The organism is Xanthomonas sp. NCPPB 1325, assembly GCF_041477645.2.
Lineage (GTDB): Bacteria > Pseudomonadota > Gammaproteobacteria > Xanthomonadales > Xanthomonadaceae > Xanthomonas > Xanthomonas cannabis.
The window spans coordinates 3,063,398-3,087,728 of record NZ_CM192985.1 but is presented as its reverse complement, the minus strand read 5'-3'; the positions used below and the strand labels follow the sequence as shown (position 1 = coordinate 3,087,728).

Below are 24,331 nucleotides of genomic sequence, written 5' to 3'. Positions count from 1 at the left end.
GTGTTTCGTTTTTGTTGCGGTGCGGGTATCATTCGCCGCGACGTTAGACACCCGCCACGGTGTCCAACAGATGAAAAACTAGGGCTTGCAATTGCCGCTCAAGTTCTTCATAATTCCGCTTCTGCTGCGGGGTGGAGCAGTCTGGCAGCTCGTCGGGCTCATAACCCGAAGGTCGCAGGTTCAAATCCTGCCCCCGCTACCAAGTTTCGAATTGTTGCTTTACCGCAGTGATTCAACTTCTTGGATCGTAAAGACGCTTGTTCCCGTCTTTACGCCGACCCTGAGAGGTCGGGCTTTTTTCACGCAAGGGGCCCATCGGGCCCCTTGTTTTTTCCGGAACCGGAAAGTTAGCTGCCGGTTGCCGGGGTTCTACTGGCAATCATCTGATCAGGGCAGTCTGTGAGCGAAAAAGCGACCGAAATCGCGAATCTGCTGAGTCCAACGGTTGAGTCCCTGGGCTTGGAACTGCTGGGCGTGGAGTATCTTCCCGCTCCAGGTGGCGCCACATTGCGCCTGTATATCGATGTGCCGCTGGCCGAACAGCCCGAGCGCGTGATCAACGTCGACGATTGCGAACGCGCGAGCCGCGAAGTGTCGGCCCAGCTCGATGTCGAAGACCCGATCAGCGGCAATTACACCCTCGAGGTGTCGTCGCCGGGTGTGGATCGTCCGTTGTTCACCCTGGAGCAGTTCGCGCGTCACGCCGGCGAGTCCGCCAAGATCGTGTTGAAGCTTGCGCAGGATGGTCGGCGCCGCTTCCAGGGCCAGATTCTGCGGATCGAGGCCGACGCCGATGCTGTGGTGTTTGCGGTGGACGGCAAGGACCTGCAGATCGGTTTCGACAATATCGACAAGGCGCGCATCGTGCCGGATTGGGTCGCTCTGGGCCTGGCACCGCAAAAACCGAATAAGCCCGGCCCGAAAAAACCCGGGCACGACAAGAAGAAACCATCCAACGAGTCGGCGGCTGGCAAGCCGCGCGCGGAGTGACGAAATGAGCAAGGAACTTTTGCTGGTAGTGGATGCGGTGGCCAACGAAAAGGGCGTGCCGCGCGAAGTGATCTTCGATGCGATCGAGGCCGCGTTGGCGTCCGCAGCGAAGAAGCGCTATGCCGACCAGGACGTGCTGACGCGCGTGACCATCGATCACAAGGACGGTAACTACGAAACCTTCCGCCGTTGGGAAGTGGTGGCCGACGATGTGGTGATGGAGTCGCCGGACCGCCAGGTGCGCCTGATGGATGCCATCGACGAAGCCGACGGCGTGGATGTGGGCGACTACATCGAAGAGCAGATCGAAAACCCGGATTTCGGCCGCATCGCCGCGCAGGCCGCCAAGCAGGTGATCGTGCAGCGTGTGCGCGAGGCCGAACGCCAGCAGGTGGTGGATGCATGGAAGGACCGCGTGGGCGAGCTGATCACCGGTGTGGTCAAGCGCGCCGAGCGCGGCAACATCTTTGTCGATCTGGGTGGTAATGCCGAAGCCTTCATTCCGAAGGACAAGGGCATTCCGCGCGACGTGCTGCGCCCGGGCGACCGTGTGCGCGGCTACCTGGCCGAGGTGCGTTCCGAGCCGCGTGGCCCGCAGCTGTTCATCAGCCGCGCTGCGCCGGAGTTCATGATCGAGCTGTTCAAGCTCGAAGTGCCGGAAGTGGGCCAGGGTCTGGTCGAGATCAAGGCCTGCGCACGCGACCCGGGCGACCGCGCCAAGATCGCGGTGATTGCGCACGACACCCGCACCGATCCGATCGGCGCGTGCATCGGTATGCGCGGTTCGCGCGTGCAGGCGGTGTCCAACGAGCTCAATGGCGAGCGCGTGGATATCGTGTTGTGGAACGAGAATCCGGCCAACTTCGTGATCAACGCGATGGCGCCGGCCGAAGTGCAGTCGATCATCGTCGACGAAGAAAAGCATTCGATGGACCTGGCCGTGGCAGAAGACCGCCTGGCCCAGGCGATCGGCAAGGGCGGCCAGAACGTGCGTCTGGCCAGCCGCCTGACCGGTTGGCAGCTCAACGTGATGACCGCCGACCAGGTGGCTGCCAAGTCCGAGGCTGAACAGGCGTCGGCACGCCAGCTGTTCATGGACCGCCTGGAAGTGGACGAGGAAATCTCCGCGATCCTGGTGTCCGAAGGCTTCAACACGGTGGAAGAAATCGCCTACGTGCCTGTCGGCGAGTTGCTGGCGGTGGAAGGCTTCGACGAAGACATCGTCGAGGAACTGCGTGCCCGTGCCCGCGATGCGCTGCTCAACGCTGCGCTGGCCGAGGAAGAAGGCCTGGAAGGGACTCAGCCCACCGAGGACCTGCTGGCGCTGGAGGGGATGGACGAGGAAACGGCCTTTGCTCTGGCCGAGCACGGCGTGCGCACCAGCGAGGACTTGTCCGACCTGGCCGCGGACGAGATCGTCGACTTCGGCATCGAGGGCATGACCCAGGAGCGCGCCGCGGCGCTGATCCTGGCGGCCCGCGCCGAGGAGATCGCCCGTTTGGAGCGCGGCGAATGAGCCGGCAATGAACCGCGCCCTGACCCCATCAGGGCTTAGAATCAGCGTATCCCTTGCTCTGGGCGAGGGGGCGCCAACCAGATCATAGGATCCGAATGTCGCAGCAAACCACCATCCGCAAGCTTGCCGAACTGGTCAATACGCCGGTCGATAAACTGCTGGTTCAACTGGCCGAGGCCGGAATGAAGTTCAGCGGTCCCGACCAGGTCGTGACCAGCACCGAGAAGATGAAACTGCTTGGCTTCCTGCGTCGCACGCATGGCAAGGCCGACACGCCCGCCGATGCGGCCAGCGAAGCAGCCAAGAAGATCACCCTCAACCGGCGCAAGCTGCAGGAAGTCACGGTCAACGCCGGTCGCACCAAAACCACGGTCAACGTGGAAGTGCGCCAAAAGCGTACCTACGTGAAATCCGAGAACGAAGGTAGCGGCCGCGCCGCGCCGATGACGCCGGACGAGGAGCGCGCCGACATCCTGCGCAAGCTGGAGGAATCGCGTCAACGTAACCTCGACGAGCAGCAACGCCTGGCCGAAAGCGACCGCGTGCGCGATGAGGCGATTCAGCGCAAGCGCGAGGAAGAGCAGGCGGCAAAGGACCGTGCAGAAGCCGAGCGCAAGGCTGCCGAGGAAGCCGCTGCGGCTGCCAGCGCGCCGGCCCCGGTTGCTGCTGCGCCGACGCCATCGGCGCCTGCCGCACGTGCACCGTCCTCGCCGTCTTCCGCGCCGCGTCCGGCCCGTCCGGCTGGCGCCTCGCCCGCATCGCGCCCGGCGACGCCGGCCCGTCCGGACGACCGCAACAACGCGGCCAAGCACAAGACGCGCGGTTCGCACGTCATGGTGGCCGGCGTCGAAGATGACGATGCGACCAAGCGCTTTGCCGGGCAGTTGCATCTGTCGGCCGCCGACCGTGCCCGCCGTTCCAATGTGCGTGGCAAGCCGACCGGGCGTCCGGGTTCGTCGTCGTCGCGTCGCGGCAACGATGGTGGCCGTGGTGGCAACCAGGGCAACAGCGGCCCGCACGGGTTCGAGCGTCCCACCGCACCGGTGGTACGTGAGGTGGCGATCGGCGAGACCATCACCGTGGCCGACCTGGCGCAGAAGCTCGCGCTCAAGGGCGGCGACGTGGTCAAGGCCTTGTTCAAGATGGGCGTCATGGCGACCATCACCCAGAGCATCGATCACGATACCGCCGCGCTGGTGACCGAAGAACTCGGCCACAAGGCCGTGCGTGCCGACAATGCCGACTTCGAGGATGCGCTGCTGGCACACGCCGAAGATGCGCAGGGCGACGCCTCGCTGCGTCCGCCGGTGGTGACCATCATGGGTCACGTCGATCACGGCAAGACCTCGCTGCTGGACTATATCCGCCGCACCAAGATCGCCTCCGGCGAAGCCGGCGGCATCACCCAGCACATCGGTGCGTACCACGTCGAAACCGGTCGTGGCGTCATCAGCTTCCTGGATACGCCCGGCCATGCCGCGTTTACCTCGATGCGTGCGCGCGGCGCCAAGATCACCGACATCGTGGTGCTGGTGGTGGCTGCCGATGACGGCGTGATGCCGCAGACCAAGGAAGCGGTGGCGCATGCCAGGGCGGCCGGTGTGCCGCTGATCGTGGCAGTGAACAAGATCGACAAGACCGGCGCTGATCCGTTGCGGGTCAAGAACGAACTGCTGGCAGAAAACGTGGTGGCCGAAGAGTTCGGCGGCGACACCCAGTTCATCGAAGTGTCGGCCAAGGTCGGTACCGGCGTGGACACGCTGCTGGATGCGATCTCGTTGCAGGCCGAAGTGCTGGAACTCAAGGCAGTGGCCGAAGGCCGCGCCAGCGGAACCGTCATCGAATCCTCGCTGGACAAGGGCCGTGGCCCGGTCGCGACGGTGCTGGTGCAGCAGGGCGCGCTGAAGCGCGGCGATTACCTGGTGTGCGGCATCCAGTACGGCCGCGTGCGTGCGCTGTTCGACGAGACCGGCCATCAGCCGGCCTCGGCGGGCCCGTCGATTCCGGTGCAGGTGCTCGGCCTGTCCGGCGTGCCGGAAGCCGGTGACGACTTCGTGGTCGTCGACGACGAGCGTCTGGCCAAGGACGTGGCGCAGCAGCGCGAAACCAAGCGTCGCGAATCGCGCCTGGTGGCCTCGGCCAGCAACCGCATGGAAGACATCCTGGCCCAGATGGGCAAGGGTGAAGGTCAGCAGGTGTTGAACCTGGTGATCAAGGCCGACGTGCAGGGTTCGGTGGAGGCACTGAAGCAGTCGCTGGTGGCATTGTCCAACGACGACATCCGCATCAACGTGATCCACTCCGGCGTGGGTGGCATCACCGAGTCGGATGCGAATTCGGCAGCTGCGTCCAAGGCCACGATCATCGGCTTCAACGTGCGTGCGGACGCATCGGCGCGCAAGATCGTCGAATCCAACGGTATCGACCTGCGTTACTTCTCGATCATCTATGACGTGATCGATCAGGTGAAGCAGGTGGCCTCCGGTCTGCTGGGTGTTGAAATCCGCGAAGAGATCATCGGTATTGCGCAGGTGCGCGATGTGTTCCGCAGCTCGAAGTTCGGCGCGGTTGCAGGCTGCATGATCGTCGAGGGCGTGGTGAAGCGCAGCAAGCCGATCCGCGTGCTCCGCGACAGCGTCGTGGTGTTCGAGGGCGAGCTGGAATCGCTGCGTCGCTTCAAGGAAAACGTCGACGAAGTGCGCAACGGTACCGAGTGCGGTATCGGCGTGAAGGCCTACAACGACGTCAAGGCCGGCGACCAGATCGAGTGCTTCGAGCGTATCGAGGTTGCCCGCACGCTGTAACGAACACGGGACCCGGGACCCGGGGCCGGGGACCCGGGAGAAGCGAAGGCCACGGCTCTTGCTCTTCCGGGTCCCGGGTCCCGGGCCCCGGGTCCCGAACCACAAGGTTCCCGACCATGCCAACCAAATCATTCCATCGCACCGACCGCGTGTCTGCACAGGTGCGTCGCGACCTCGGCACGATCGTGCACGCGGCCGTGCGCGACCACGGCCTGCCGTCGGTCAGCGTCTCCGACGTCGAAATCAGCCGCGACCTGGCGCATGCCAAGGTGTTCGTCACCGCGTTGCAGCAGGAGCGCTCGGCCGAGGCAGTGAAAGGGCTCAAGGAGATTGCCGGCCAGCTGCGCTCGCAGTTGGCGCGCGCAATGAAATTGCGTCACGTGCCGGAGCTGCACTTCCACTACGACGACTCGGTCGATCGCGGCGAGCGCATCGACAATCTGTTGCGTGACCTGGACGACGTTGGCCCCGACGCCACGTCCAGCGACGAAGATGCCGAACAGCGCTAAGCGCTGTGACGGCCTGCCGCCTTTGCTGCGGCCCTGATTCCCGCGGGCGCGCACGGCGCCCGATTCGAGCACCGATCCTTTGAAACCCCGCATCGTCTATCGCCCGTTGCACGGCATCCTGTTGCTGGATAAACCGGCCGGGCTGAGTTCCAACACTGCGTTGCAGGCCGCGCGCCGGCTGCTGCGGGCGGAAAAGGGCGGCCATACCGGCAGCCTGGATCCGCTGGCCACCGGCTTGCTGCCGCTCTGCTTTGGCGAAGCCACCAAGATCGCTGGTCTGCTGCTCGGCTCGGCCAAGGCCTACGACGCCGAGATCGTGCTGGGCGTTACCACCGACACCGACGATGCCGATGGCGAGCCGCTACGCGAGCGTGCGGTGCCCGATATCGGTGATGCCGCGCTGCAAGCCGCACTGGCGCCTTTCATCGGGCGCATCCAGCAGCAGGCACCGATCTATTCCGCGCTCAAGCAGGGCGGGGAGCCGCTGTACGCCAAGGCCCGGCGTGGCGACGTCATCGAGGCGCCGGTGCGCGAGGTCGAGGTGCAGGCGATCGAGGTGCTCGGCTATCGCGCGCCGCGTCTGCAACTGCGCGTGACCTGCGGCTCGGGCACCTACATCCGCAGCCTGGCGCGCGATCTGGGCGAGGTGCTCGGCTGCGGTGCGCATATCGCGTCGCTGCGTCGGCGCTGGGTGGAGCCGTTCCGCGCGCCGCAGATGATCACCCTGGAGCAGCTGGCCGCCGCGCTGGAGATGGGCACGCAAGCGCAAGATCTGCTGCTGCCGATCCACGCCGGGCTGGCCGATTTTGCGCAGATCACGCTCGATGAGGCGCATGCGGCCCGGTTCCGGATGGGGCAGCGGCTGCGCGATCCGGCCTTCCCGGTGGGGCAAGTGGCCGTGTTCGGGCCGGATGGAAGCCCGTCGGGACTTGGTCTGGTGGACGCCGACGGACGTCTGTCGCCGCAGCGATTGTTCAACGGACTGAACCAGGAATTGACTTGTTAAGGTTTAGTCAACTTGTTACCCGGGCCGCGCGACGGTACAATTTCGCGGCCCCGATCGGGGCACCTCAGCGCCAAGCGCGCTCATCCCAAGCAAACGGCGAGTCCGGCGGTGCGTCACGCACGTTCCTGTCGACCACGCGTCTATCGAGAAAACATCATGTCCGTCGACACCCAGAAAGTTATTGAAGACAACAAGCGCAGCGCCCAGGACACCGGTTCGCCGGAAGTGCAGGTCGCTCTGCTGACCGCCCGCATCGAGCTGCTGACCGGTCACTTCAAGACCCACAAGAAGGATCACCACAGCCGTCGTGGCCTGCTGCAGATGGTCAACCGTCGCCGCAGCCTGCTCGACTACCTGAAGAAGAAGGACAACGATCGTTACAAGTCCTTGATCGAGAAGCTCGGCCTGCGCCGCTAATCGAGTCCAACCGCCGCGGCGCAGCGATGCGCCGCGGTTTTGTTTTGGTCAATCGCACTACGTTACTGCAACACGCATTCTTGGGCCGGAGCCTCCCGGCCGCCCGTTCTCGGCATGGGTCGACGACGGTCCAACGCAGACAGCAACACCTAAGGGAAAAAACCTCCGTGGCAAAAATCACCAAAACCTTCCAGTACGGCAAGCACACCGTCACTCTTGAGACGGGCGAAATCGCTCGCCAGGCAGGCGGCGCCGTCATCGTCAAGTTCGACGACACCGTACTGCTGGTCACCGCCGTCGCCGCCAAGAGCGCGCGCGAAGGGCAGGACTTCTTCCCCCTGACGGTCGATTATCAGGAGAAGTTCTACGCCGGCGGCCGCATCCCGGGCGGCTTCTTCAAGCGCGAAGGACGCGCGACCGAGAAGGAAACGTTGATCTCACGCCTGATCGATCGCCCGATCCGTCCGCTGTTCCCGGAGGACTACAAGAACGAAGTGCAGATCATCGCCACCGTGATGTCGATGAACCCGGACATCGACGGCGATATCGCTGCGCTGATCGGCGCATCGGCCGCGCTGTCGCTGGCCGGCACCCCGTTCAACGGCCCGATCGCTGCGGCGAAGGTCGGTTACAAGAATGGTGAATACATCCTCAACCCGACCGTGACCGAGCTGAAGGATTCGCAGCTGGAGCTGGTCGTGGCCGGTACCGCCAACGCGGTGCTGATGGTCGAGTCCGAAGCCGAGCTGCTGTCGGAAGAAGTGATGCTGGGTGCAGTGACCTTCGGCCATCGCGAGATGCAGAAGGTCATCAACATCATCAACGAGCTGACCGTCGAAGCCGGCACCAAGCCGTCCGATTGGGTGGCTCCGGCGAAGAACGACGGCATGATCGCCGCACTGAAGGAAGCGGTGGGCGAGCAGCTCGCGTCGGCTTTCCAGGTGCGCGACAAGCTGCAGCGCCGCGATGCGATTTCGGCGATCAAGAAGGACGTGCTGGGTTCGCTGGCGCCGCGTGCCACGATCGAAGGCTGGGCTGCCGGCGATCTGGCCAAGGAATTCGGCGAGCTGGAATACCAGACCATGCGTGGCTCGGTGCTGAGCACCAAGGTGCGTATCGACGGCCGTGCGCTGGACACCGTGCGTCCGATCAGCGCCAAGGCCGGCGTGTTGCCGCGTACCCACGGCTCGGCACTGTTCACCCGTGGCGAAACGCAGGCGATCGTGATCACCACGCTCGGCACCGCGCGCGACGGTCAGGTCATCGACGCCGTCTCGGGCGAGTACAAAGAGAACTTCCTGTTCCATTACAACTTCCCTCCGTACTCGGTGGGCGAGTGCGGTCGTTTCGGTGCGCCGAAGCGCCGCGAAATTGGCCACGGCCGTCTGGCCAAGCGCGGCGTCCTCGCCGTGATGCCGAGCCTGGAAGAATTCCCGTACACCATTCGCGTTGTCTCGGAAATCACCGAGTCCAACGGTTCCTCGTCGATGGCATCGGTCTGCGGCAGCTCGCTGGCGCTGATGGACGCCGGTGTGCCGATCAAGGCGCCGGTTGCGGGTATCGCGATGGGTCTGGTCAAGGAAGGCAACGACTTCGTCGTGCTGTCGGACATCCTGGGTGACGAAGATCACCTGGGCGACATGGACTTCAAGGTGGCCGGTACTGCCGAAGGCGTGTCCGCGCTGCAGATGGACATCAAGATCGAAGGCATCACCGAAGAGATCATGAAGCAGGCATTGCAGCAGGCCAAGGCCGGCCGTCTGCACATCCTGGGCGAGATGGCGCATGCACTGACCGCCCCGCGTCAGGAGCTGAGCGACTACGCGCCGCGTCTGCTGACCATCAAGATCCACCCGGACAAGATCCGCGAAGTGATCGGCAAGGGTGGCTCGACCATCCAGGCGATCACCAAGGAAACCGGTACCCAGATCGACATCCAGGACGACGGCACGATCATCATCGCCTCGGTCAACGCCATTGCTGCGCAGGCTGCGAAGTCGCGCATCGAGCAGATCACCTCGGACGTGGAGCCGGGCCGCATCTACGAAGGCAAGGTCGCCAAGATCATGGACTTCGGTGCGTTCGTCACCATCCTGCCGGGCAAGGACGGCCTGGTGCACGTCTCGCAGATCTCCAGCGAGCGCGTGGAGAAGGTCGGCGACAAGCTGAAGGAAGGCGATCTGGTGCGCGTCAAGGTGCTGGAAGTGGACAAGCAGGGCCGTATCCGCCTGTCGATCAAGGCAGTGGAAGAAGGCGAGGGCGTGCCGGCTTCGGCCGAGTAAGCGCTGCTGGCTGATGCATCACGCGTGACGCGTGATGCATGACGAAAAAGCGGGCTTCGGCCCGCTTTTTTGTTGTTGGTTCGGAATAACTCGTGCGTTGTCTCTTTCCCAGCGGGAAAAGTGCCCTGCAGGGGTAACGCGGCTACGAGCGAAGCCGCGTGCAGTTTCAATGCTGCAACGGCTTCGCCCCATACCCTCACCCCAACCCCTCTCCCGCAGCAGAGGGGCTTTGATTCCTTCTCCCTCCGGGAGAAGGTGCCCCGCAGGGGCGGATGAGGGGGCGCGCGAAGCCTTGTGATATCTGGAATGTAAGTGGCTTCGCCCGTAGCCTTACCCCAACCCCTCTCCCGCAGGAGAGGGGCCTTGAATACGGCTTTACTCAGGTTGCTGTTGCTGCGTTTGCGCAGGCTGCGTCTCCGGCCGCGGCGGCACAACGCGTGGAAAGCCTGGCGGCATCGTTTGTTCCGCGGGCGCGATGCCGGGTGCGGGCAACGGCGTCGTCGGTGGCGGGCTGACCACTGCCGCATCCGGGCGCAGCTTCAGTAGTGCGGCCCAATCGCGTCGGTTGAAGTCGCAGAGTTCCTCGTGCGCCGGCGTGCATTCGCTGGCGATCCCGAGACTGTCTTCGTTCTGGTCCTGGCTGCTGTCGGACTGCGGGGCGGGTAACACCACACGACCTGCGCGATCCAGCGTCATCTTGCGCATCATCACCGTGTTGAACACATTGCCGCCGACCAGGTACAGGGTGCGATCGCCGCCGACGTTGGCAGCGACCACCACATCGCAATGCGATTGCCACGGCATCGGTGCGCTGCCACCCAGCGCAGCCTTCAGACCCGCATAGCCGAGCGCCGCGCTGCGGCCGCGCAACAGGCACAGCATGTCACCGGGCGCAGGCTTTTCGACGGCGGGATCGGCGAACTGATACGGCCCGGTGGCACCGTCGTTGTACGCGCTACGGATGTAATCAAGATGGCGCGCGGAACGATGGAAGCCACCGAGGCCGGATTGGGTCATCACCCACGAAATAAAGGCGGCCGACCACGGGTTGTCGATCAGGAACGCGCGGCAATCGCTGGCGGTGTAGCGCGTGCCATCCAGTGCGGCGCAGCTGGATGCACCGGGGCGGCCGCCCATCGAGGCGAGCGTGCCACTGTCGCGCCAGTAGCCGGCCACGCGTTGCCATGCGACAACGCCATGGTCGGCCAGGTATCCGGATTCGGCTTCGGTCACGCCGAGGCTGGCCAGCCGCCCCTTGGCATCGATAAACGGGTGCTGCCACAGACGGTGCTCATTGCAGGCGGTGCGCACGATGGCGATGGCGGCGGGGCTGGTGCCGAAGCGCGGCGGCATATCGCACACTTCCGCAGCCGCCGCGCTGCCTCCCAATCCAGCAAGCAGCAAGCACATCCACGGCCAGGATCTTACAGTCATCGAACATTCCGCACGAAATCAGTCCGCGCAGGCTGCCAGAGCGGCCTGCGCGCACGCGTGAAATTACGGCGGGGGCGGGCCGAGTTTGAGCGAGAGATCCACCGCCTGCACATGCTTGGTCAGGCCGCCGATGGAGATGCAGTCCACGCCGTCCTGTGCAATTGCGCGGATGCCCGCCAGGTCGACGCTGCCGGAGACTTCCAGTGGAATGCGTCGATCGCGCGGCAGCGACGCTGCGATACGCACGGCCTCGCGGCGCATGGCCGGGTCGAAGTCGTCGATGAGGATGCGCGTGCAACCGACCTGCAATGCCTCGCGCAGCTGCTCTAGCGTTTCCACTTCCACCACCAGCGGCAGCTGCGGTTGCTGCGCGCGTGCGGCATGCACGGCGGCGCTGAGCGAGCCCGCGGCGCGGATATGGTTTTCTTTCAGCATCACCGTGTCGAACAGTCCGATACGGTGATTGTCGCCACCGCCGCAGCGCACCGCGTATTTCTGCGCCATGCGCAAGCCTGGCAGCGTTTTGCGCGTGTCCAGGATGCGCGTGCCGGTGCAGGCGACGGCTGCCACGTACGCAGCGGTGGTGGTGGCGGTAGCAGACAAGGTCTGCAGGAAGTTGAGCGAGGTCCGCTCGGCGCTGACCAGGCTCCGGCTGCGCCCATGCAGCAGCGCGAGCACGCTGCCGGCGCTGACCTGCTGACCTTCGTGCACCTGCCAGTCGATGCGCACCTGCGGGTCGAGCATGCGATGGGTGGCGTCGAACCACGGCCTGCCGGCGATCACCGCGTCCTGTTTGCACAGCAGATACGCGCTGTCTGCCTGGTCGGGCAGCAATGCCGCGGTGACATCGCCGCTGCCGATGTCTTCGGCCAGCGCGCGCGTCACGTCGGCATCGATCAGCGCCGCGGCTGGCGGCTCCGGCGCGGTGCGGACGGGCGAACTCACTTTTCGGGGAAGTCGGTGATCTGCGCGGTGGCGATGGCTTCTTCGGCCAGCAAGACCGGGATACCGTCATCGACGCGGAAGATCTGCTTGCGATCGCGGGTGATCAACGCCTCGCGCAGCGGCTGTGCCTGCACGGTGCCGTCGGCGCTCTGCAGGCGTCCGCCGGCGATGGCGGTGTTGAGTGCTTCCAGGCCCTTGCCGTCCAGCAGCGAAAGCGGCTGACGGGTATCGGGCGAGCACAGCAGGTCGAGCAATTTGCGATCCATCGAAGTCTTGTCGTGCGTGGAGATTGGCTAGAATACGTCTTTACCGCAGGGCAGGGCCATGACCTCCAACCACTCCGCGCCGCTGGTCGGCATCGTGATGGGCTCCCGTTCGGATTGGGAAACCATGCAACAGGCAGCTCAGAAGCTCGATGCGCTGGGCGTGCCGTACGAAGTCAAGGTGGTCTCCGCGCACCGGACCCCGGATGTGTTGTTCGCCTATGCCGAGCAGGCAGGCGAGCGCGGCCTGCGCGCAATCATCGCCGGTGCCGGCGGCGCGGCGCATCTGCCGGGCATGCTGGCCGCCAAGACCGCGGTGCCGGTGCTTGGCGTGCCGGTGCAGTCCAAGGCGCTCAACGGCATGGATTCGCTGCTGTCGATCGTGCAGATGCCGGCCGGGATCCCGGTGGCCACCTTTGCGATCGGCAATGCCGGCGCAGCGAATGCGGCCTTGTTCGCAGCGGCGATGCTGGCGCGGGAGCTGCCGCAGGTCGGTGATGCGCTGGCGCAGTTCCGTGCCAGGCAGACCGACGATGTGATGGCCAGCGACGACCCGCGCCAATGAGCACCGTTGGCATTCTCGGTGGCGGCCAGCTGGCGCGCATGCTGGTGCTGGCCGGTGCGCCGCTCGGCCTGCGCTTTGCGGTGTTCGACCCGGCGGCCGATGCCTGCGCAGGGCAGCTGGCGCCGCTGCAGGTTGGCGCGTTCGACGATACGGCGGCCCTGGCCGCATTCGCCGCGCAAGTGGATGTGATCACCTTCGATTTCGAGAACGTGCCGGCCGCCGCCGCGCAGCACCTTGCCGCGCAGGTACCGGTGTTCCCAGGCCCGGATGCCCTGGCGGTGGCGCAGGACCGGCTTAGCGAAAAGACCCTGTTTCGCGAGCTAGGCATTCCGGTGCCGGCGTTCGCCGCCATCGACGATCGCGCCGACCTGGATGCGGCGATGGCGCAGATCGGTGCGCCGTGCGTGCTCAAGACCCGCCGCTTCGGCTACGACGGCAAAGGCCAGTTCCGGATCAAGACGCTTGCAGACGCCGATGCCGCCTGGGACGCGCTGGGCGCGCAGGCGGCCACGGTGGGACTGATCCTCGAGGCGTTCGTGCCGTTTCAACGCGAAGTCAGCGTGGTTGCCGTGCGTGGCCGCGACGGTGAATTCCGTGCCTGGCCGCTGACCGAAAACTGGCACGTGGACGGTGTGCTGTCGGCCAGTCTCGCGCCCGCCCGGGTGGACGAGGCGTTGCAGACGGCTGCCGAAGCGCATGCACGTGCGATTGCCGACCGGCTGGACTACGTGGGCGTGTTCGCGCTGGAACTGTTCGTGCGCGATGGTCAGCTGCTCGCCAACGAGATCGCGCCGCGGGTGCATAACTCCGGCCACTGGACCATCGAAGGCGCCGAGACCTCGCAGTTCGAAAATCATGTGCGTGCGGTGCTTGGCCTGCCATTGGGCAGCACCGCGATGCGTGGACATGCCTGCATGCTGAACTGGCTGGGCAGCATGCCCGCTGCGGGTGCATTCCTGGCCGTGCCGGGCGGGCATTGGCACGACTACGGCAAGCAGGCACGCGAGGGTCGCAAGGTCGGGCATGCCAGCGTACGTGCCGATACACCGCAGGCGCTGGCGACTGCGCTGGTGCGGGCGGGCAAGGTATTGCAGCGCGATGCACAGGTCGCGCCGGTGGTCGGGCGTCTGCAGGAAGGCTGACCTGGCGCGTTGCGGTTACGCGGCGGTGCCCACGTTCGGCAGTGTGCCGGGATGCCGCTCAAGGACGGGAAAGACGGGCGTGCGCTGTTGAAGCGCGTGGGTTGTGCCGCGAGCGGTAACCGAATCGGTTGCCGCTGCGAGGGTCAGCTCAATCGGCTGCCCACGAAGTCCCAATTGATCAGTTTCCAGAACGCGTCCAGGTACTGCGCGCGATCCTGCTGGTAGTCCAGGTAGTACGCATGCTCCCAGATGTCGCAGGCGAGTAGCGGGGTGTCTGGCCCGGTGAGCGGCGTGGAGGCGTTGGGCGTGGCGACGATGGCCAGGGTGCCGTCCGGGCGCTGCACCAGCCAGGTCCAGCCCGAGCCGAAGGTGCTCAAGGCCACGCGATTGAATTCCTGCCTGAAATGCACGAAATCGCCGAACGATGCGGCGATGCTGTCGGCCAACCTGCCCAGCGGCTCGCCGCCGCCGCGTGGGCGCAGGCACTGCCAGTAGAAGTTGTGGTTCCACACCTGTGCCGCCAGGTGGAACAGCGTGCCTTGCGCCTGCGCGATGATCTCTTCCAGCGTCAGCTCGGCAAACTCGCTGCCTTCGATGCGCGCATTGAGCCGTTCGACCTCGTTGCGATGACAGATGCCGTGGTGCGACTCCAGTGTCGCGGACGAAAGGTGCGGCTCGAGGGCGGCGCGGGAGTAGGGCAGTGCAACGTGTTCGATCGGCATGGTGGCAAGGGCAGCGAAAGGAGTCCGGCGGCAGGTCGCGTGAAGGCTTACAATGCGCGCCTTTGCGGAAGTTTATCCGACCCAGCGGTCGGGCCTGCCGCTCCCAGTCAGGAGAGTCCAATGCCGGTGATGGAACGGATCCAGGCCGAAGTCGAACAACACCCCATCGTGCTGTTCATGAAAGGCACCCCGCAGTACCCGATGTGCGGCTTTTCCAGTCGCGCTGTGCAGGCGCTGGTCGCTGCCGGCGCCGACCAGCTGCGCACGGTCAACGTGCTGGAAGAACCCGAAGTGCGCGCGAATCTGCCGCGCTATTCCAACTGGCCGACCTTCCCGCAACTGTTCATCCACGGCGAGTTGATCGGCGGTTGCGACATCACGCTGGAACTGTTCGAAGCCGGCGAGCTCAAGCGCATTGTCAGTGAGGCCTATCAGCCGTGACCCAAGTGCAGGGCCAGCCTGAAGCGGCTGCCTTGGCCCGGCGGGTCGTGCTGGTGACCGGCGCCGCCGGCGGGCTGGGCAGCGCTGCTGCACAGGCGTGCGCGATGGCCGGTGCCACGCTGGTGCTGCTCGGCCGCAAGCTGCGGCCGCTGGAGCGCGTGTATGACGCGGTGGCCAAGCTCGGCCCCGAGCCATTGCTGTATCCGCTGGATCTGGCAGGTGCCACGCCCGACGACTATGCGGTGCTCGCGCAACGGTTGCAGAGCGAGCTGGGCGGTCTGCACGGCTTGCTGCAGTGTGCGGCCGAGTTCGGCGGTCTGACGCCGGCCGAACTCGCGGCGCCGGCCGACTTCGCCCGCAGCATCCACGTCAACCTCACCGCACGGGCATGGTTGACGCAGGCCTGCCTGCCGCTGCTGCGGCAGCAGCGCGATGCGGCAGTGGTATTCGTCGTGGACGATGCTGTACGGATCGGTCAGGCGTACTGGGGCGCGTATGGAGCTGCCCAGTACGCCCAGCACGGCTTGATCGCCAGCCTGCACTACGAGACCGCCGCCGGCCCGGTGCGTATCCACGGCCTGCAGCCCGGCCCGATGCGCACCGCGTTGCGTGCGCGTGCCTTTACCCATCAGGAAGACAGCCAGGCGGCCGACCCCGCAGTGGCGGCGTCGGCCTGCGTCACCCTGTTGTCCATGGCAGGTGCTCCGCACCGCGGTGCGATCTGGAGCCCTTCGGCATGACCATTCTTTCGGCAGCCCTGCTGCTGTTCTTGATTCTCGACCCGCTGGGCAACATCCCGGTGTTTCTCAGCGTGCTCAAGCCGCTGCCGCCCAAGCGCCAGCGTTTCGTGCTGGCGCGCGAGCTGCTGATCGCCTTGTGTGTGTTGATGGCGTTCCTGTGGGGCGGTAAATACGCGCTGGAGTTGATGCATCTACGTCAGGAATCGGTGGCGATCGCCGGCGGCATCGTGCTGTTCCTGATCGGCATCCGCATGATCTTCCCGCGGCCGGAGGGCCTGATGGGCGAGATCCCCGATGGCGAACCCTTCATTGTGCCACTGGCCATCCCGCTGGTGGCTGGCCCGTCCGGCATGGCCGCGGTCATGCTGATGGGCAGCAACGAGCCCACCCGGCTCTGGGACTGGAGCCTGGCGCTGATGATCGCCTGGATTGGCGCCTCGTCGATCCTGGCCTCGGCGCCGTTGCTGTACAAGCTGCTCGGTCACCGCGCATTGACCGCTGTCGAGCGTCTGATGGGGATGTTGTTGGTCGCCATCTCGGTGCAGATGTTCCTGGATGGCCTGGGCACGTACTTCAAGCTGCCGGTTTCGATTTAAGACGCTTGTCATCAGGCCGGTCGCCTGACGGTTGCTGCCATCCGCGCGGAAGGGCGGGGTGAGTGCGCGACCAGACTTCGAGCCGCGACTTCCCGATATGCCGAGACGCATGTCTCGCTCTCTCTGCGACCCCGTGCAAACTGGCATGTGCGCCTTCACATGGCAGTTCATGTTGCACTGCGCGAACTTTGTCACGCCGCCGTCACAATCAGGCCTTAGCGTGTTAATCTGTTGTTAACCGTTGCGGCAGCAACCAGCCGCGCGGCAAGGGACCCCAGATCATCGGCAGCCCACCCCCGGGAACGGTTGGGCTGACTGCGCCTTTTTGTCACTGCCCAACCTGTATCGAGGCTACCGAAATGACCCACCCCCGTTGTCTCCGCATGTCCAAGCTCACGCTTGGTCTCGTTGCCGCGCTCGCCGCCGCCCCTGTGTTCGCGCAAAGCACCTCGGCTGGCGTCGCCGGCCTGGTAACCGGAAGCGGCGGCCAGCCGGTCCCGAATGCCGAAGTCACGATCACCCACGTCGAATCGGGCACCGTCAGCCGCGCCACCACCGATGCCAGCGGACGCTACAACGCGCGCGGCTTGCGTGTGGGTGGCCCGTACACGATCACCATCACCAAGTCCGGCGAAGGCACCAAGACCGAAGAGGGCGTGTACCTGAACCTCAATCAGGTCAATAGCGTCGATGCTTCCCTGGGCGGCGATGTGACCACGCTTGGCGCGGTGCAGGCCATCGGTGGCGACTACGGCTCGGCGCTGTTCAGCGCCAACAAGATGGGCACCGGCACCAACGTGACCCGCGAGCAGATCGAATCGCTGCCGTCGATCAACCGCAACCTGCAGGACTATGTGCGCCTGGATCCGCGTGTGGCGCAGACCGACAAGGCGCGTAACGAGATTTCCGTGGGCGGCCAGAATCCGCGTTTCAACCTGATCCGCGTCGATGGCATCAGCACCAACGACGCGTTCGGTCTCGAATCCAACGGCCTGCCGACTCCTCGCCAGCCGTTCTCGATGGATGTCATCGACGAAATCTCCGTCGACGTGGCCAACTACGACGTGACCATCACCGGCGCCACCGGCGGCGTGATCAATGCGGTCACCAAGTCCGGTACCAACGAATTCCACGGATCGGTGTACGGCACCTACCGTGAGAACGATTGGTCGGGCAAGAACCAGAACGACATCCGTCCGCAGCTGTTCGACAACGAAACCACCTATGGTTTGACCCTGGGCGGCCCGGTCATCAAGGACAAGCTGTTCTTCTTCGCCAACTACGAAAAGTACAAGGGCAAGGGCGTGTTCACCGGCGCTTCCGGCTACGGTCCGCTCGGATCGGGCGAGAGCAATATCGTCGGTATTTCGCAGGCGCAGGTCGATCAGATCATCGACATCTCGCGCAATGTCTATGGTTTCGACCCGGGAACCCTGGCGCTACCGGCATTGGATTCGGACTCGGAAGAAAAGGGCTTCAAGCTCGACTGGAATATCTCCGACAAGCACCGTGCGTCGGTTCGTTACGGCGAGAGCGAGCAGAGCACTGCCAACCTCAATGGTTTCGGCAATCAGGCGCTGTCGCTGAATTCGTTCCACTACGTTCGCGATTTCAGCCTCAAGACGTATACGGCGCAGCTTTTCAGTGACTGGACGGACACGTTCTCCACGGAAGCCAAGGTCTCGTACCGCGACTACTCCGCAGTGCGTACCGCTGCATCGCAGCTCCCGGCCATTGCCGTGCGGATCGGTAACAACACCGTCAACCTGGGGACTGAGCAGAGCACCCAGGCCAACGAACTGCGAACCGAAACCTGGAACGCCTTCTTTGCCGGCACGTTGTTCTTGAACGACCACACCGTCAAGTTCGGCTTCGACTATGAAGATAACGACCTGTTCAATCTGTTCGGTCAGCGTGTCTTCGGTTCCTACACGTTCAACTCGATTGCCGACTACGCCGCCAATCGCCCGCTGAACTATCGTTATTCGCGCTCCAACAGCGGCAACATCGACGACATCGCGGCCAACTGGGGCATGCGTAATGTCGGCGTGTTCTTGCAGGATACGTGGGCCGTCAACAACAACCTGACGCTGACGTTCGGTGTGCGTTATGACGAGCCGATGGTCAAGAACAGCCCGGCCTACAATGCAACCGCGTCGACGCTGTTCGGCTTCCGTAACGACCAGACCATCGATGGCAACGGATTGTTCGAGCCGCGCTTCGGTTTCAATTACACCTTCGACAGCGATCGCCCCACCCAGTTGCGCGGCGGCGTAGGCCTGTTCCAGGGTGCCGCGGCAACCGTGTGGTTGTCCAACCCGTACTCCAACACCGGCCTGGCGTATACCGATTACAACTTCTCCAGCCAGACGCTGGTGAACACCAATGGCATTCGTTTCACGCCTGACATCAATAACCAGCCGATCGGTAATGGTTCGTTGAATGGCGCTACGCAGTCCGTCGATTTCGTCGACAGCAAGCTGGGTCAGCCGTCCGTATGGAAGGCCAACCTGGCATTCGATACCGAGCTGCCCTGGTACGGCATCGTGGCATCTGCCGAGGCGGTGGTGACCAAGGTCAACGAGGCGATCTACTACCAGCAGCTCAATCTGGGCAATACCAGCCGCGTGGGTCAGGATGGTCGTAACCTGTACTGGAATACTGCAGGCTTGAATCCGGCCTGCTGGCTGGAGGATGGCCGTAACCCGACCGGTGCCGGCGCTCCGGCGGCTTGTGTGCGCGGCACCGCCTCGGTGGTCGATGCGCGCGGCTCGCGTGATCCGCGCTTCAACGATGCCATCATCGCGCGTCCCACCGACAAGGGCGGCAGCGAGAGCTTCACCGTCGGCCTGAACAAGCCCTTCAATGGTGGTGACTGGTCGTGGGGCCTGTACTACACCTACACCGACGCTGATGAAGTCAGCGGCCTGACCAGTTCGACCTCGGGCTCGCAGCTTGGTAACAACGCGGTTTTCCAGGCCAACGAAAACGTCGCCTCGACCGCTGCGTATGAGGTCAAGAACAGCATCCTCGGCACCTTGAACTGGAAGCATGCGTTCTTCGGCGACTATGAAACCAAATTGGGCCTGATCTACCAGGGTCGCAACGGTCGTCCGTACAGCTACGCCTTCGATAACGACGCCAATGGCGACGGTCGCTTGAACGACCTGCTGTACATCCCGGCCGGTCGCGGCGATGTGCTGTTCGGTACCGCTCGAGAAGAACAGGCGTTCTGGAACTACATCGAAGGCAACGAGTATCTGGCTGCCCGCCGTGGTCAGGTCGCCGAGCGCAACGGCGCACGCAACTCCTGGATCAACCAGTTCGATCTGCATATCGAGCAAGAGATCCCGGGCTTCTTCAAGGACAACAAGGCCTCCCTCTGGCTTGACGTCATGAACGTGGGCAACCTGCTCAACAAGAAGTGGGGCCGTGTCGAGGAGTATGGCTTCCCGGGCATGCGTGGTGTCGTGGAATACGGCGGTATCGATGCGGCCAGCGGCAAGTACGTGTATCGCTTCAATACACCGGACCAGTCCACGGTCTATGACGATCGCGGCATCTCCCGCTGGGCGCTGCAGCTGGGCTTCCGCTATCAGTTCTGATTGCGGTTAGCGTGTCGTGTGTTGCGGAAACGGCCGGGGCAACCCGGCCGTTTTCTTTTCGGCGGGTGAGTACGCTAAAGTTCCTGAGATACGACAGGAGCAAGCTATGGAACTCAGCAGTACGGCAGCACGGGCGCTGCCGGTGGTGGATGCGCGGATCTACCCGCGTGGTGGCCTGGACGTCTTGTCCAAGGCGGAAGTGGCCAGGCTACGCGATGCCTCCAGTGGCGGCATGCACGAGCTGTTGCGCCGTTGCGCGCTGGCCGTGCTGACCAGTGGCAGTGCCTCGGACGACCCGCGCGCCGCGCGCGACCTGTATCCGGACTTCAATATCCAGGTGAACCAGCAGGACCGTGGTATCCGCATCGATCTGATCAATGCCCCGGCGATGGCATTCGTGGACGGCGAGATCATTCGCGGCGTGGCCGAGCTGCTGTTCGCCGTGGTGCGCGACCTGGCCTACATGGCCATCGAGCTTGAGGCCCAGCGCGGCGATCTGGACACCAGCGAAGGCATCACCAATGCGGTGTTCGGCCAGCTGCGTAACGCGCGCATCCTGCAGCCGTCGGACCCGAACCTGGTCGTGTGCTGGGGCGGGCATTCCATCTCGCGCGACGAGTATCTCTACACCAAGCAGGTGGGTTACGAGCTCGGCCTGCGCGGCCTGGACATCTGCACCGGCTGCGGCCCGGGTGCGATGAAGGGCCCGATGAAAGGCGCGACGATTGCCCACGCAAAGCAGCGCAAGCACCACACGCGCTACATCGGCGTGACCGAGCCCGGCATCATCGCGGCCGAATCGCCCAACCCGATCGTCAACCACCTGGTGATCATGCCGGACATCGAGAAGCGCCTGGAGGCCTTCGTCCGCATCGGCCACGGCATCCTGGTGTTCCCAGGCGGTGTCGGCACGGCCGAAGAGATCCTTTACCTGCTTGGCATTCTGCTGCGTGAGGAAAATGCGGGCCTGCCGTTCCCGCTGATCTTGACCGGCCCGACCATCGCCGCGCCGTACTTCGCGCAGATCGACCGCTTCATCCGCCTGACCCTGGGTGATGCCGCCGCCTCCCGTTACGAAATCATCGTCGGCGACCCGGTCGCCGTGGCGCGCCGCATGGCCGAAGGCATCCACGAGGTGCGCGCGCACCGCAAGGACCAGAAGGATTCGTACTACTTCAACTGGTCGGTGCACATCCCGCTCGAGTACCAGCAACCGTTCGAGCCCAGCCACGAAGCCATGGCCGCCCTGGACCTGCACCACGGCCGCCCGGCACCAGCCCTGGCCGCGGACCTGCGCCGCGCCTTCTCCGGCATCGTCGCCGGCAACGTCAAGGAAGACGGCATGCGCCGCATCGAAGAGTTCGGCCCGTTCGAAATCAACGGCGACTCCGACATCATGCAGGCCCTGGACGAGCTGCTGCGCGGCTTCGTCGAACAGCGCCGGATGAAGATCTCGGGGGATTACCGGCCTTGTTATCGGGTGGTGACCTAAAGGCCGTCTAAAGCGAAGGCCCCTCGATGGGAAGGGGTAAGGGTTTGAGCTGGGTGCGGCCCGCCCACATGGAACCCCCCCGGGGGGGGGGGGAGGGGCACGTCGGTGCCCCTGAAATGACCGCTCATCCCCTGGACGCTTGTTTCCAGCGGGTGGGCGATGCATTTTGAGCAAGTCACGCTGGGGAGCGTCCAATGTCTTATCGCCGATCTACCGGCTTCACACTTGTCGAATTGATGATTGCGATCGCCGTATTGGCGATTTTGCTTACCATCGCGTTTCCAAGCTTTCGTGGAGTGATTCGCTCCAATCGCGTCGCGAGTAGCGCCAATGAGACCATCGGGCTACTGTCTCTTGCCCGCAGCGAAGCGATACGCAATCGCCGAGGGGGAGGAGTTTGCGGCAGTGCGTCGGGAACGGCCTGCGACAATAACTGGGCGAGCGGAATGCTGGCTTGGGCGGATACCGATGGAGATGGCGCTTTCAAGAGCGGCGACACCGTTCTGCGTTTCGTTTCGATAGACCGGTCGCTGAGCAATTCCGGCCCGTCCGGCACTGCGATTGCTTTCGATGGGAGGGGGCGTAGGCTTGCTTCCACCAACCAGCAGATCACGCTGCAGCCAACCATGTGTGATGGGCAGGCATTGCGCCGCACGTTGGTCGTCAATGGCGCCGGTCAGATCACGTCCCAGAAAGGCGCCTGCCAATGATGCTTCCCCGATCCTTCGTATCGCGCTCCCGGTCCGATGGCTTCAGCTTGCTCGAAGTGCTGATCGCCATCGTCGTTCTTGCGTTTGGTCTGCTTGGGTTTGCACTATTGCAGACCGCTAACGTGCGGTTCGTGCAGAGCGCCAACTATCGTACTCAGGCCACTAACCTGGCTTACGACTTACTAGACCAGATGCGCAGCAATCGCTTCCAATCGGCCTGGTATACCGACGCTACCTTTTCCGCGAACACGGTCACAGTTGCCAGTTGCAGCCGACCCCTTGGAACCGATCTCACGGTTGCAACCAACATCGCACGCTGGAAGTGTCAGGTGGTACAGGCGTTGGGAGAGGGCGCCAGCGCGACAGTGCTGAATACCAACGGCCAAGTCACCGTGGGCATCAGCTGGGGGGATCAGCGCTGGGATGCAAGCAACCCGAATGCGCTCACAACCTTCACCTTGGTGTCTCAGCTATGACTCCCAGCTTCCCGTCCAAGCTTGCAATTGCCGGCATCAGCCTGATCGAAATGATGATCGCCATGGTGATCGGCCTGGTGTTGATGCTGGGAGTGATTCAGGTCTTCTCGGCATCCCGTACCGCATCGATGCTTGCAGAAGGAAGTGCGCGTGCGCAGGAGAACGGACGGTTTGCGTTGGAGTTCCTGCAGCGCGACATCCGCATGGCAGGGCACTTCGGCTGCGTTAATGACCAAGCGCACTTTGTGCGTGGTGAGGGGGATCCGGTGGTAACTACCGGGGCCGCTAGTGGCTCAGGCCATCCGCTGGATTTCAGTGTTAGCGTGCAGGGCTATGAAGCGCCCAACACCAAACCGACCGGTACCCTGACGATCGGAGCCAACTGGGCGGTACCAACGAATCTGCCAGCATCGATTTCCAAGCTCAACCCGCGCGGAGGTAGCGACATCCTAGTGTTGCGCTATCTGGCGCCAGAGAGCGTGCCGATCACTGGGCTGACGTCGGGTAGTAACAGCGTGGTCAACTTCAATGCTACTAGTGGCCTACGCTTGACCGAGGGCGGCCAGGCCGCTCCCAGTGTGTTTGGAATCGCTGATTGTGCACATGCAACGGTGTTCAAGGGTGTCTATGCCAATGGCAAAGTCACTGCCAACGGAACCAATTTGTCGAACTACTCGGCAAGGCCAACTGGCCAGGCCTTGATTTACCGAGCCGAATCAATCGTGTACTACGTGGGAACCTCGGCAACAACGGGCGAGCCGGCGCTCATGCGTGCGCGCTCGAACGGCCTTGACGATTACGGAACACCAGAGGAACTGGTTGAAGGTATCGAAAATCTGCAGTTGCTGTTTGGTCTCGATCAGACCGCCAATATGTCCACAACCTCCCCGCCATTGGGCAACATCAACACTCAAGCCATCGCAAGCGATGTTTCCACTGGTGCAGATGTTGCTGCAGCTGGCCAATGGAGACGCGTGGGACAGGTCCAGGTCGGCATTCTTGCCCGTAGTCCTTTACCTTCCGCCGCTGAGAAGCCAACGACTGCGGTGCGCTATCCAAGCGCCCTAGGAGTATCTTTTGCGCCACCTGCTCAAACTGACGGGCGGTACAGAATGACGTACGAGTCCACGATCGCCTTGCGCAATCGACTGTTCGGAAACTGACTCATGAATACATATGCTCGCATGCGACCTCTGTCCGCTCGCCCTCGTGGCGCGGTGCTCTACGTTGCCCTGATCATGCTGATCCTGTTGGCCCTGATTGGCATTGCGGGGATGCAAGTGGCAGGGATGCAGGAAAAAATGGCATCTAATTACTTGGCGGCCAATATCGCATTTCAGAATGCCGAAGGGGTGACGCGTCGTAGCGAGCGTGCCATCGAGGCCATCGCTAATCGTACAGATGCGCCGACAGGCGCCCCTTTAGTCGATACCGATATCCAGCAGAACTGTGATGCGGCATTTGACCCGGTTGCATGGGGGCGCAGCAAGGCAACCACGGTGAATGAAGCGGTCAATGTACGGCGCATCGACTCGTGCATCATCGGCGGAGGATCGCTTGCGATGGGGGATCCACTCGACCCCGTGACGCCGGTGTACCAAATCACCACTTTCTCCAACGATGCCGCGACGGATGCCTCGTCATCGGCATCGATCGACACCATCTTCAAGCTCTGA

General features: G+C 63.8%; 22 protein-coding genes and 1 tRNA gene. 19 read left to right on the top strand and 4 right to left on the bottom strand.

Features of this window, described 5'->3' with window-relative positions; genetic code table 11:
* The first annotated feature begins 125 nt into the window (after positions 1-125).
* The 8 genes from ACCQ10_RS13145 to pnp all read left to right on the top strand — a co-directional run bounded on the left by ACCQ10_RS13145 (position 126) and on the right by pnp (position 9,524).
* Positions 126-202, top strand: a tRNA-Met gene (locus ACCQ10_RS13145).
* 197 nt (positions 203-399) lie between these two features.
* On the top strand, positions 400-990 hold the full coding sequence (gene rimP, locus ACCQ10_RS13140; RefSeq protein WP_372360918.1) for a ribosome maturation factor RimP: 591 nt from the start codon (positions 400-402) through the stop codon (positions 988-990).
* 4 nt (positions 991-994) lie between these two features.
* Positions 995-2,506, top strand: coding sequence for a transcription termination factor NusA (gene nusA / locus ACCQ10_RS13135; protein ID WP_184439149.1), 1,512 nt, complete (start codon positions 995-997; stop codon positions 2,504-2,506).
* Positions 2,507-2,601: 95 nt separating this feature from the next.
* The gene (infB, locus tag ACCQ10_RS13130) at positions 2,602-5,310 is read left to right on the top strand and encodes a translation initiation factor IF-2 (protein ID WP_372360917.1); all 2,709 of its coding nucleotides are present in this window, start codon (positions 2,602-2,604) and stop codon (positions 5,308-5,310) included.
* Between the two features lie 116 nt (positions 5,311-5,426).
* A complete protein-coding gene (rbfA, locus tag ACCQ10_RS13125) occupies positions 5,427-5,819 on the top strand; it encodes a 30S ribosome-binding factor RbfA (protein WP_179454090.1) in 393 nt (130 codons plus the stop codon).
* A gap of 79 nt (positions 5,820-5,898) precedes the next feature.
* Positions 5,899-6,825, top strand: a complete 927-nt coding sequence (gene truB, locus ACCQ10_RS13120; RefSeq protein WP_372360916.1) for a tRNA pseudouridine(55) synthase TruB — start codon at positions 5,899-5,901, stop codon at positions 6,823-6,825.
* 156 nt (positions 6,826-6,981) lie between these two features.
* Positions 6,982-7,242: a 30S ribosomal protein S15 gene (gene rpsO / locus ACCQ10_RS13115; RefSeq protein WP_005991399.1), complete on the top strand. Its 261-nt coding sequence runs from the start codon at positions 6,982-6,984 to the stop codon at positions 7,240-7,242.
* A 167-nt stretch (positions 7,243-7,409) separates the two neighbouring features.
* A complete protein-coding gene (pnp, locus tag ACCQ10_RS13110) occupies positions 7,410-9,524 on the top strand; it encodes a polyribonucleotide nucleotidyltransferase (RefSeq protein WP_039407470.1) in 2,115 nt (704 codons plus the stop codon).
* 375 nt (positions 9,525-9,899) lie between these two features.
* Here the strand turns inward: pnp and ACCQ10_RS13105 are convergent, their stop codons facing one another.
* The 3 genes from ACCQ10_RS13105 to ACCQ10_RS13095 all read right to left on the bottom strand — a co-directional run bounded on the left by ACCQ10_RS13105 (position 9,900) and on the right by ACCQ10_RS13095 (position 12,169).
* Positions 9,900-10,958, bottom strand: a complete 1,059-nt coding sequence (locus ACCQ10_RS13105; RefSeq protein ID WP_372360915.1) for a DUF2272 domain-containing protein — start codon at positions 10,956-10,958, stop codon at positions 9,900-9,902.
* Between the two features lie 63 nt (positions 10,959-11,021).
* Positions 11,022-11,903, bottom strand: coding sequence for a carboxylating nicotinate-nucleotide diphosphorylase (gene nadC / locus ACCQ10_RS13100; RefSeq protein WP_372360914.1), 882 nt, complete (start codon positions 11,901-11,903; stop codon positions 11,022-11,024).
* Positions 11,900-12,169, bottom strand: a complete 270-nt coding sequence (locus tag ACCQ10_RS13095; RefSeq protein WP_372360912.1) for a Trm112 family protein — start codon at positions 12,167-12,169, stop codon at positions 11,900-11,902. The genes nadC and ACCQ10_RS13095 overlap by 4 nt, the downstream gene beginning before the upstream one ends.
* 58 nt (positions 12,170-12,227) lie before the next feature.
* Between ACCQ10_RS13095 and purE the strand changes: the two genes are divergently transcribed.
* Positions 12,228-12,731 (top strand): 5-(carboxyamino)imidazole ribonucleotide mutase, encoded by a 504-nt coding sequence (gene purE / locus ACCQ10_RS13090; protein ID WP_372360911.1) that lies wholly within the window; start codon positions 12,228-12,230, stop codon positions 12,729-12,731.
* On the top strand, positions 12,728-13,873 hold the full coding sequence (locus ACCQ10_RS13085) for a 5-(carboxyamino)imidazole ribonucleotide synthase (RefSeq protein ID WP_372360910.1): 1,146 nt from the start codon (positions 12,728-12,730) through the stop codon (positions 13,871-13,873). The genes purE and ACCQ10_RS13085 overlap by 4 nt, the downstream gene beginning before the upstream one ends.
* 143 nt (positions 13,874-14,016) lie before the next feature.
* Here the strand turns inward: ACCQ10_RS13085 and ACCQ10_RS13080 are convergent, their stop codons facing one another.
* Complete coding sequence (locus tag ACCQ10_RS13080) at positions 14,017-14,595, bottom strand: superoxide dismutase (protein WP_047693152.1); 579 nt, start codon at positions 14,593-14,595, stop codon at positions 14,017-14,019.
* 120 nt (positions 14,596-14,715) lie between these two features.
* On the opposite strand from ACCQ10_RS13080, the gene grxD reads away from it, so the two are divergent.
* The 9 genes from grxD (at position 14,716) to ACCQ10_RS13035 (ending at position 24,331) form a co-directional block, all read left to right on the top strand.
* Entirely contained in the window at positions 14,716-15,036 is a 321-nt protein-coding gene (gene grxD, locus ACCQ10_RS13075) for a Grx4 family monothiol glutaredoxin (RefSeq protein ID WP_039407489.1), read from the top strand.
* Complete coding sequence (locus tag ACCQ10_RS13070) at positions 15,033-15,776, top strand: SDR family NAD(P)-dependent oxidoreductase (protein WP_372360909.1); 744 nt, start codon at positions 15,033-15,035, stop codon at positions 15,774-15,776. The genes grxD and ACCQ10_RS13070 overlap by 4 nt, the downstream gene beginning before the upstream one ends.
* Positions 15,773-16,372: a YhgN family NAAT transporter gene (locus ACCQ10_RS13065; RefSeq protein WP_039407493.1), complete on the top strand. Its 600-nt coding sequence runs from the start codon at positions 15,773-15,775 to the stop codon at positions 16,370-16,372. Before ACCQ10_RS13070 ends, ACCQ10_RS13065 begins: the two co-directional genes overlap by 4 nt.
* Positions 16,373-16,731: 359 nt before the next feature.
* Positions 16,732-19,977, top strand: coding sequence for a TonB-dependent receptor (locus ACCQ10_RS13060; RefSeq protein WP_372360908.1), 3,246 nt, complete (start codon positions 16,732-16,734; stop codon positions 19,975-19,977).
* A gap of 106 nt (positions 19,978-20,083) precedes the next feature.
* The gene (gene ppnN / locus ACCQ10_RS13055; RefSeq protein ID WP_372360906.1) at positions 20,084-21,469 is read left to right on the top strand and encodes a nucleotide 5'-monophosphate nucleosidase PpnN; all 1,386 of its coding nucleotides are present in this window, start codon (positions 20,084-20,086) and stop codon (positions 21,467-21,469) included.
* Positions 21,470-21,663: 194 nt separating this feature from the next.
* Positions 21,664-22,179: a GspH/FimT family pseudopilin gene (locus ACCQ10_RS13050; RefSeq protein WP_039407499.1), complete on the top strand. Its 516-nt coding sequence runs from the start codon at positions 21,664-21,666 to the stop codon at positions 22,177-22,179.
* On the top strand, positions 22,176-22,655 hold the full coding sequence (gene pilV / locus ACCQ10_RS13045; protein ID WP_081419188.1) for a type IV pilus modification protein PilV: 480 nt from the start codon (positions 22,176-22,178) through the stop codon (positions 22,653-22,655). Before ACCQ10_RS13050 ends, pilV begins: the two co-directional genes overlap by 4 nt.
* Positions 22,652-23,818 carry a PilW family protein gene (locus ACCQ10_RS13040; RefSeq protein ID WP_372360905.1) on the top strand — a complete coding sequence of 389 codons (1,167 nt, stop codon included), beginning with the start codon at positions 22,652-22,654 and terminating at the stop codon, positions 23,816-23,818. The genes pilV and ACCQ10_RS13040 overlap by 4 nt, the downstream gene beginning before the upstream one ends.
* A 3-nt stretch (positions 23,819-23,821) precedes the next feature.
* Positions 23,822-24,331 carry a pilus assembly PilX family protein gene (locus ACCQ10_RS13035; protein ID WP_166752969.1) on the top strand — a complete coding sequence of 170 codons (510 nt, stop codon included), beginning with the start codon at positions 23,822-23,824 and terminating at the stop codon, positions 24,329-24,331.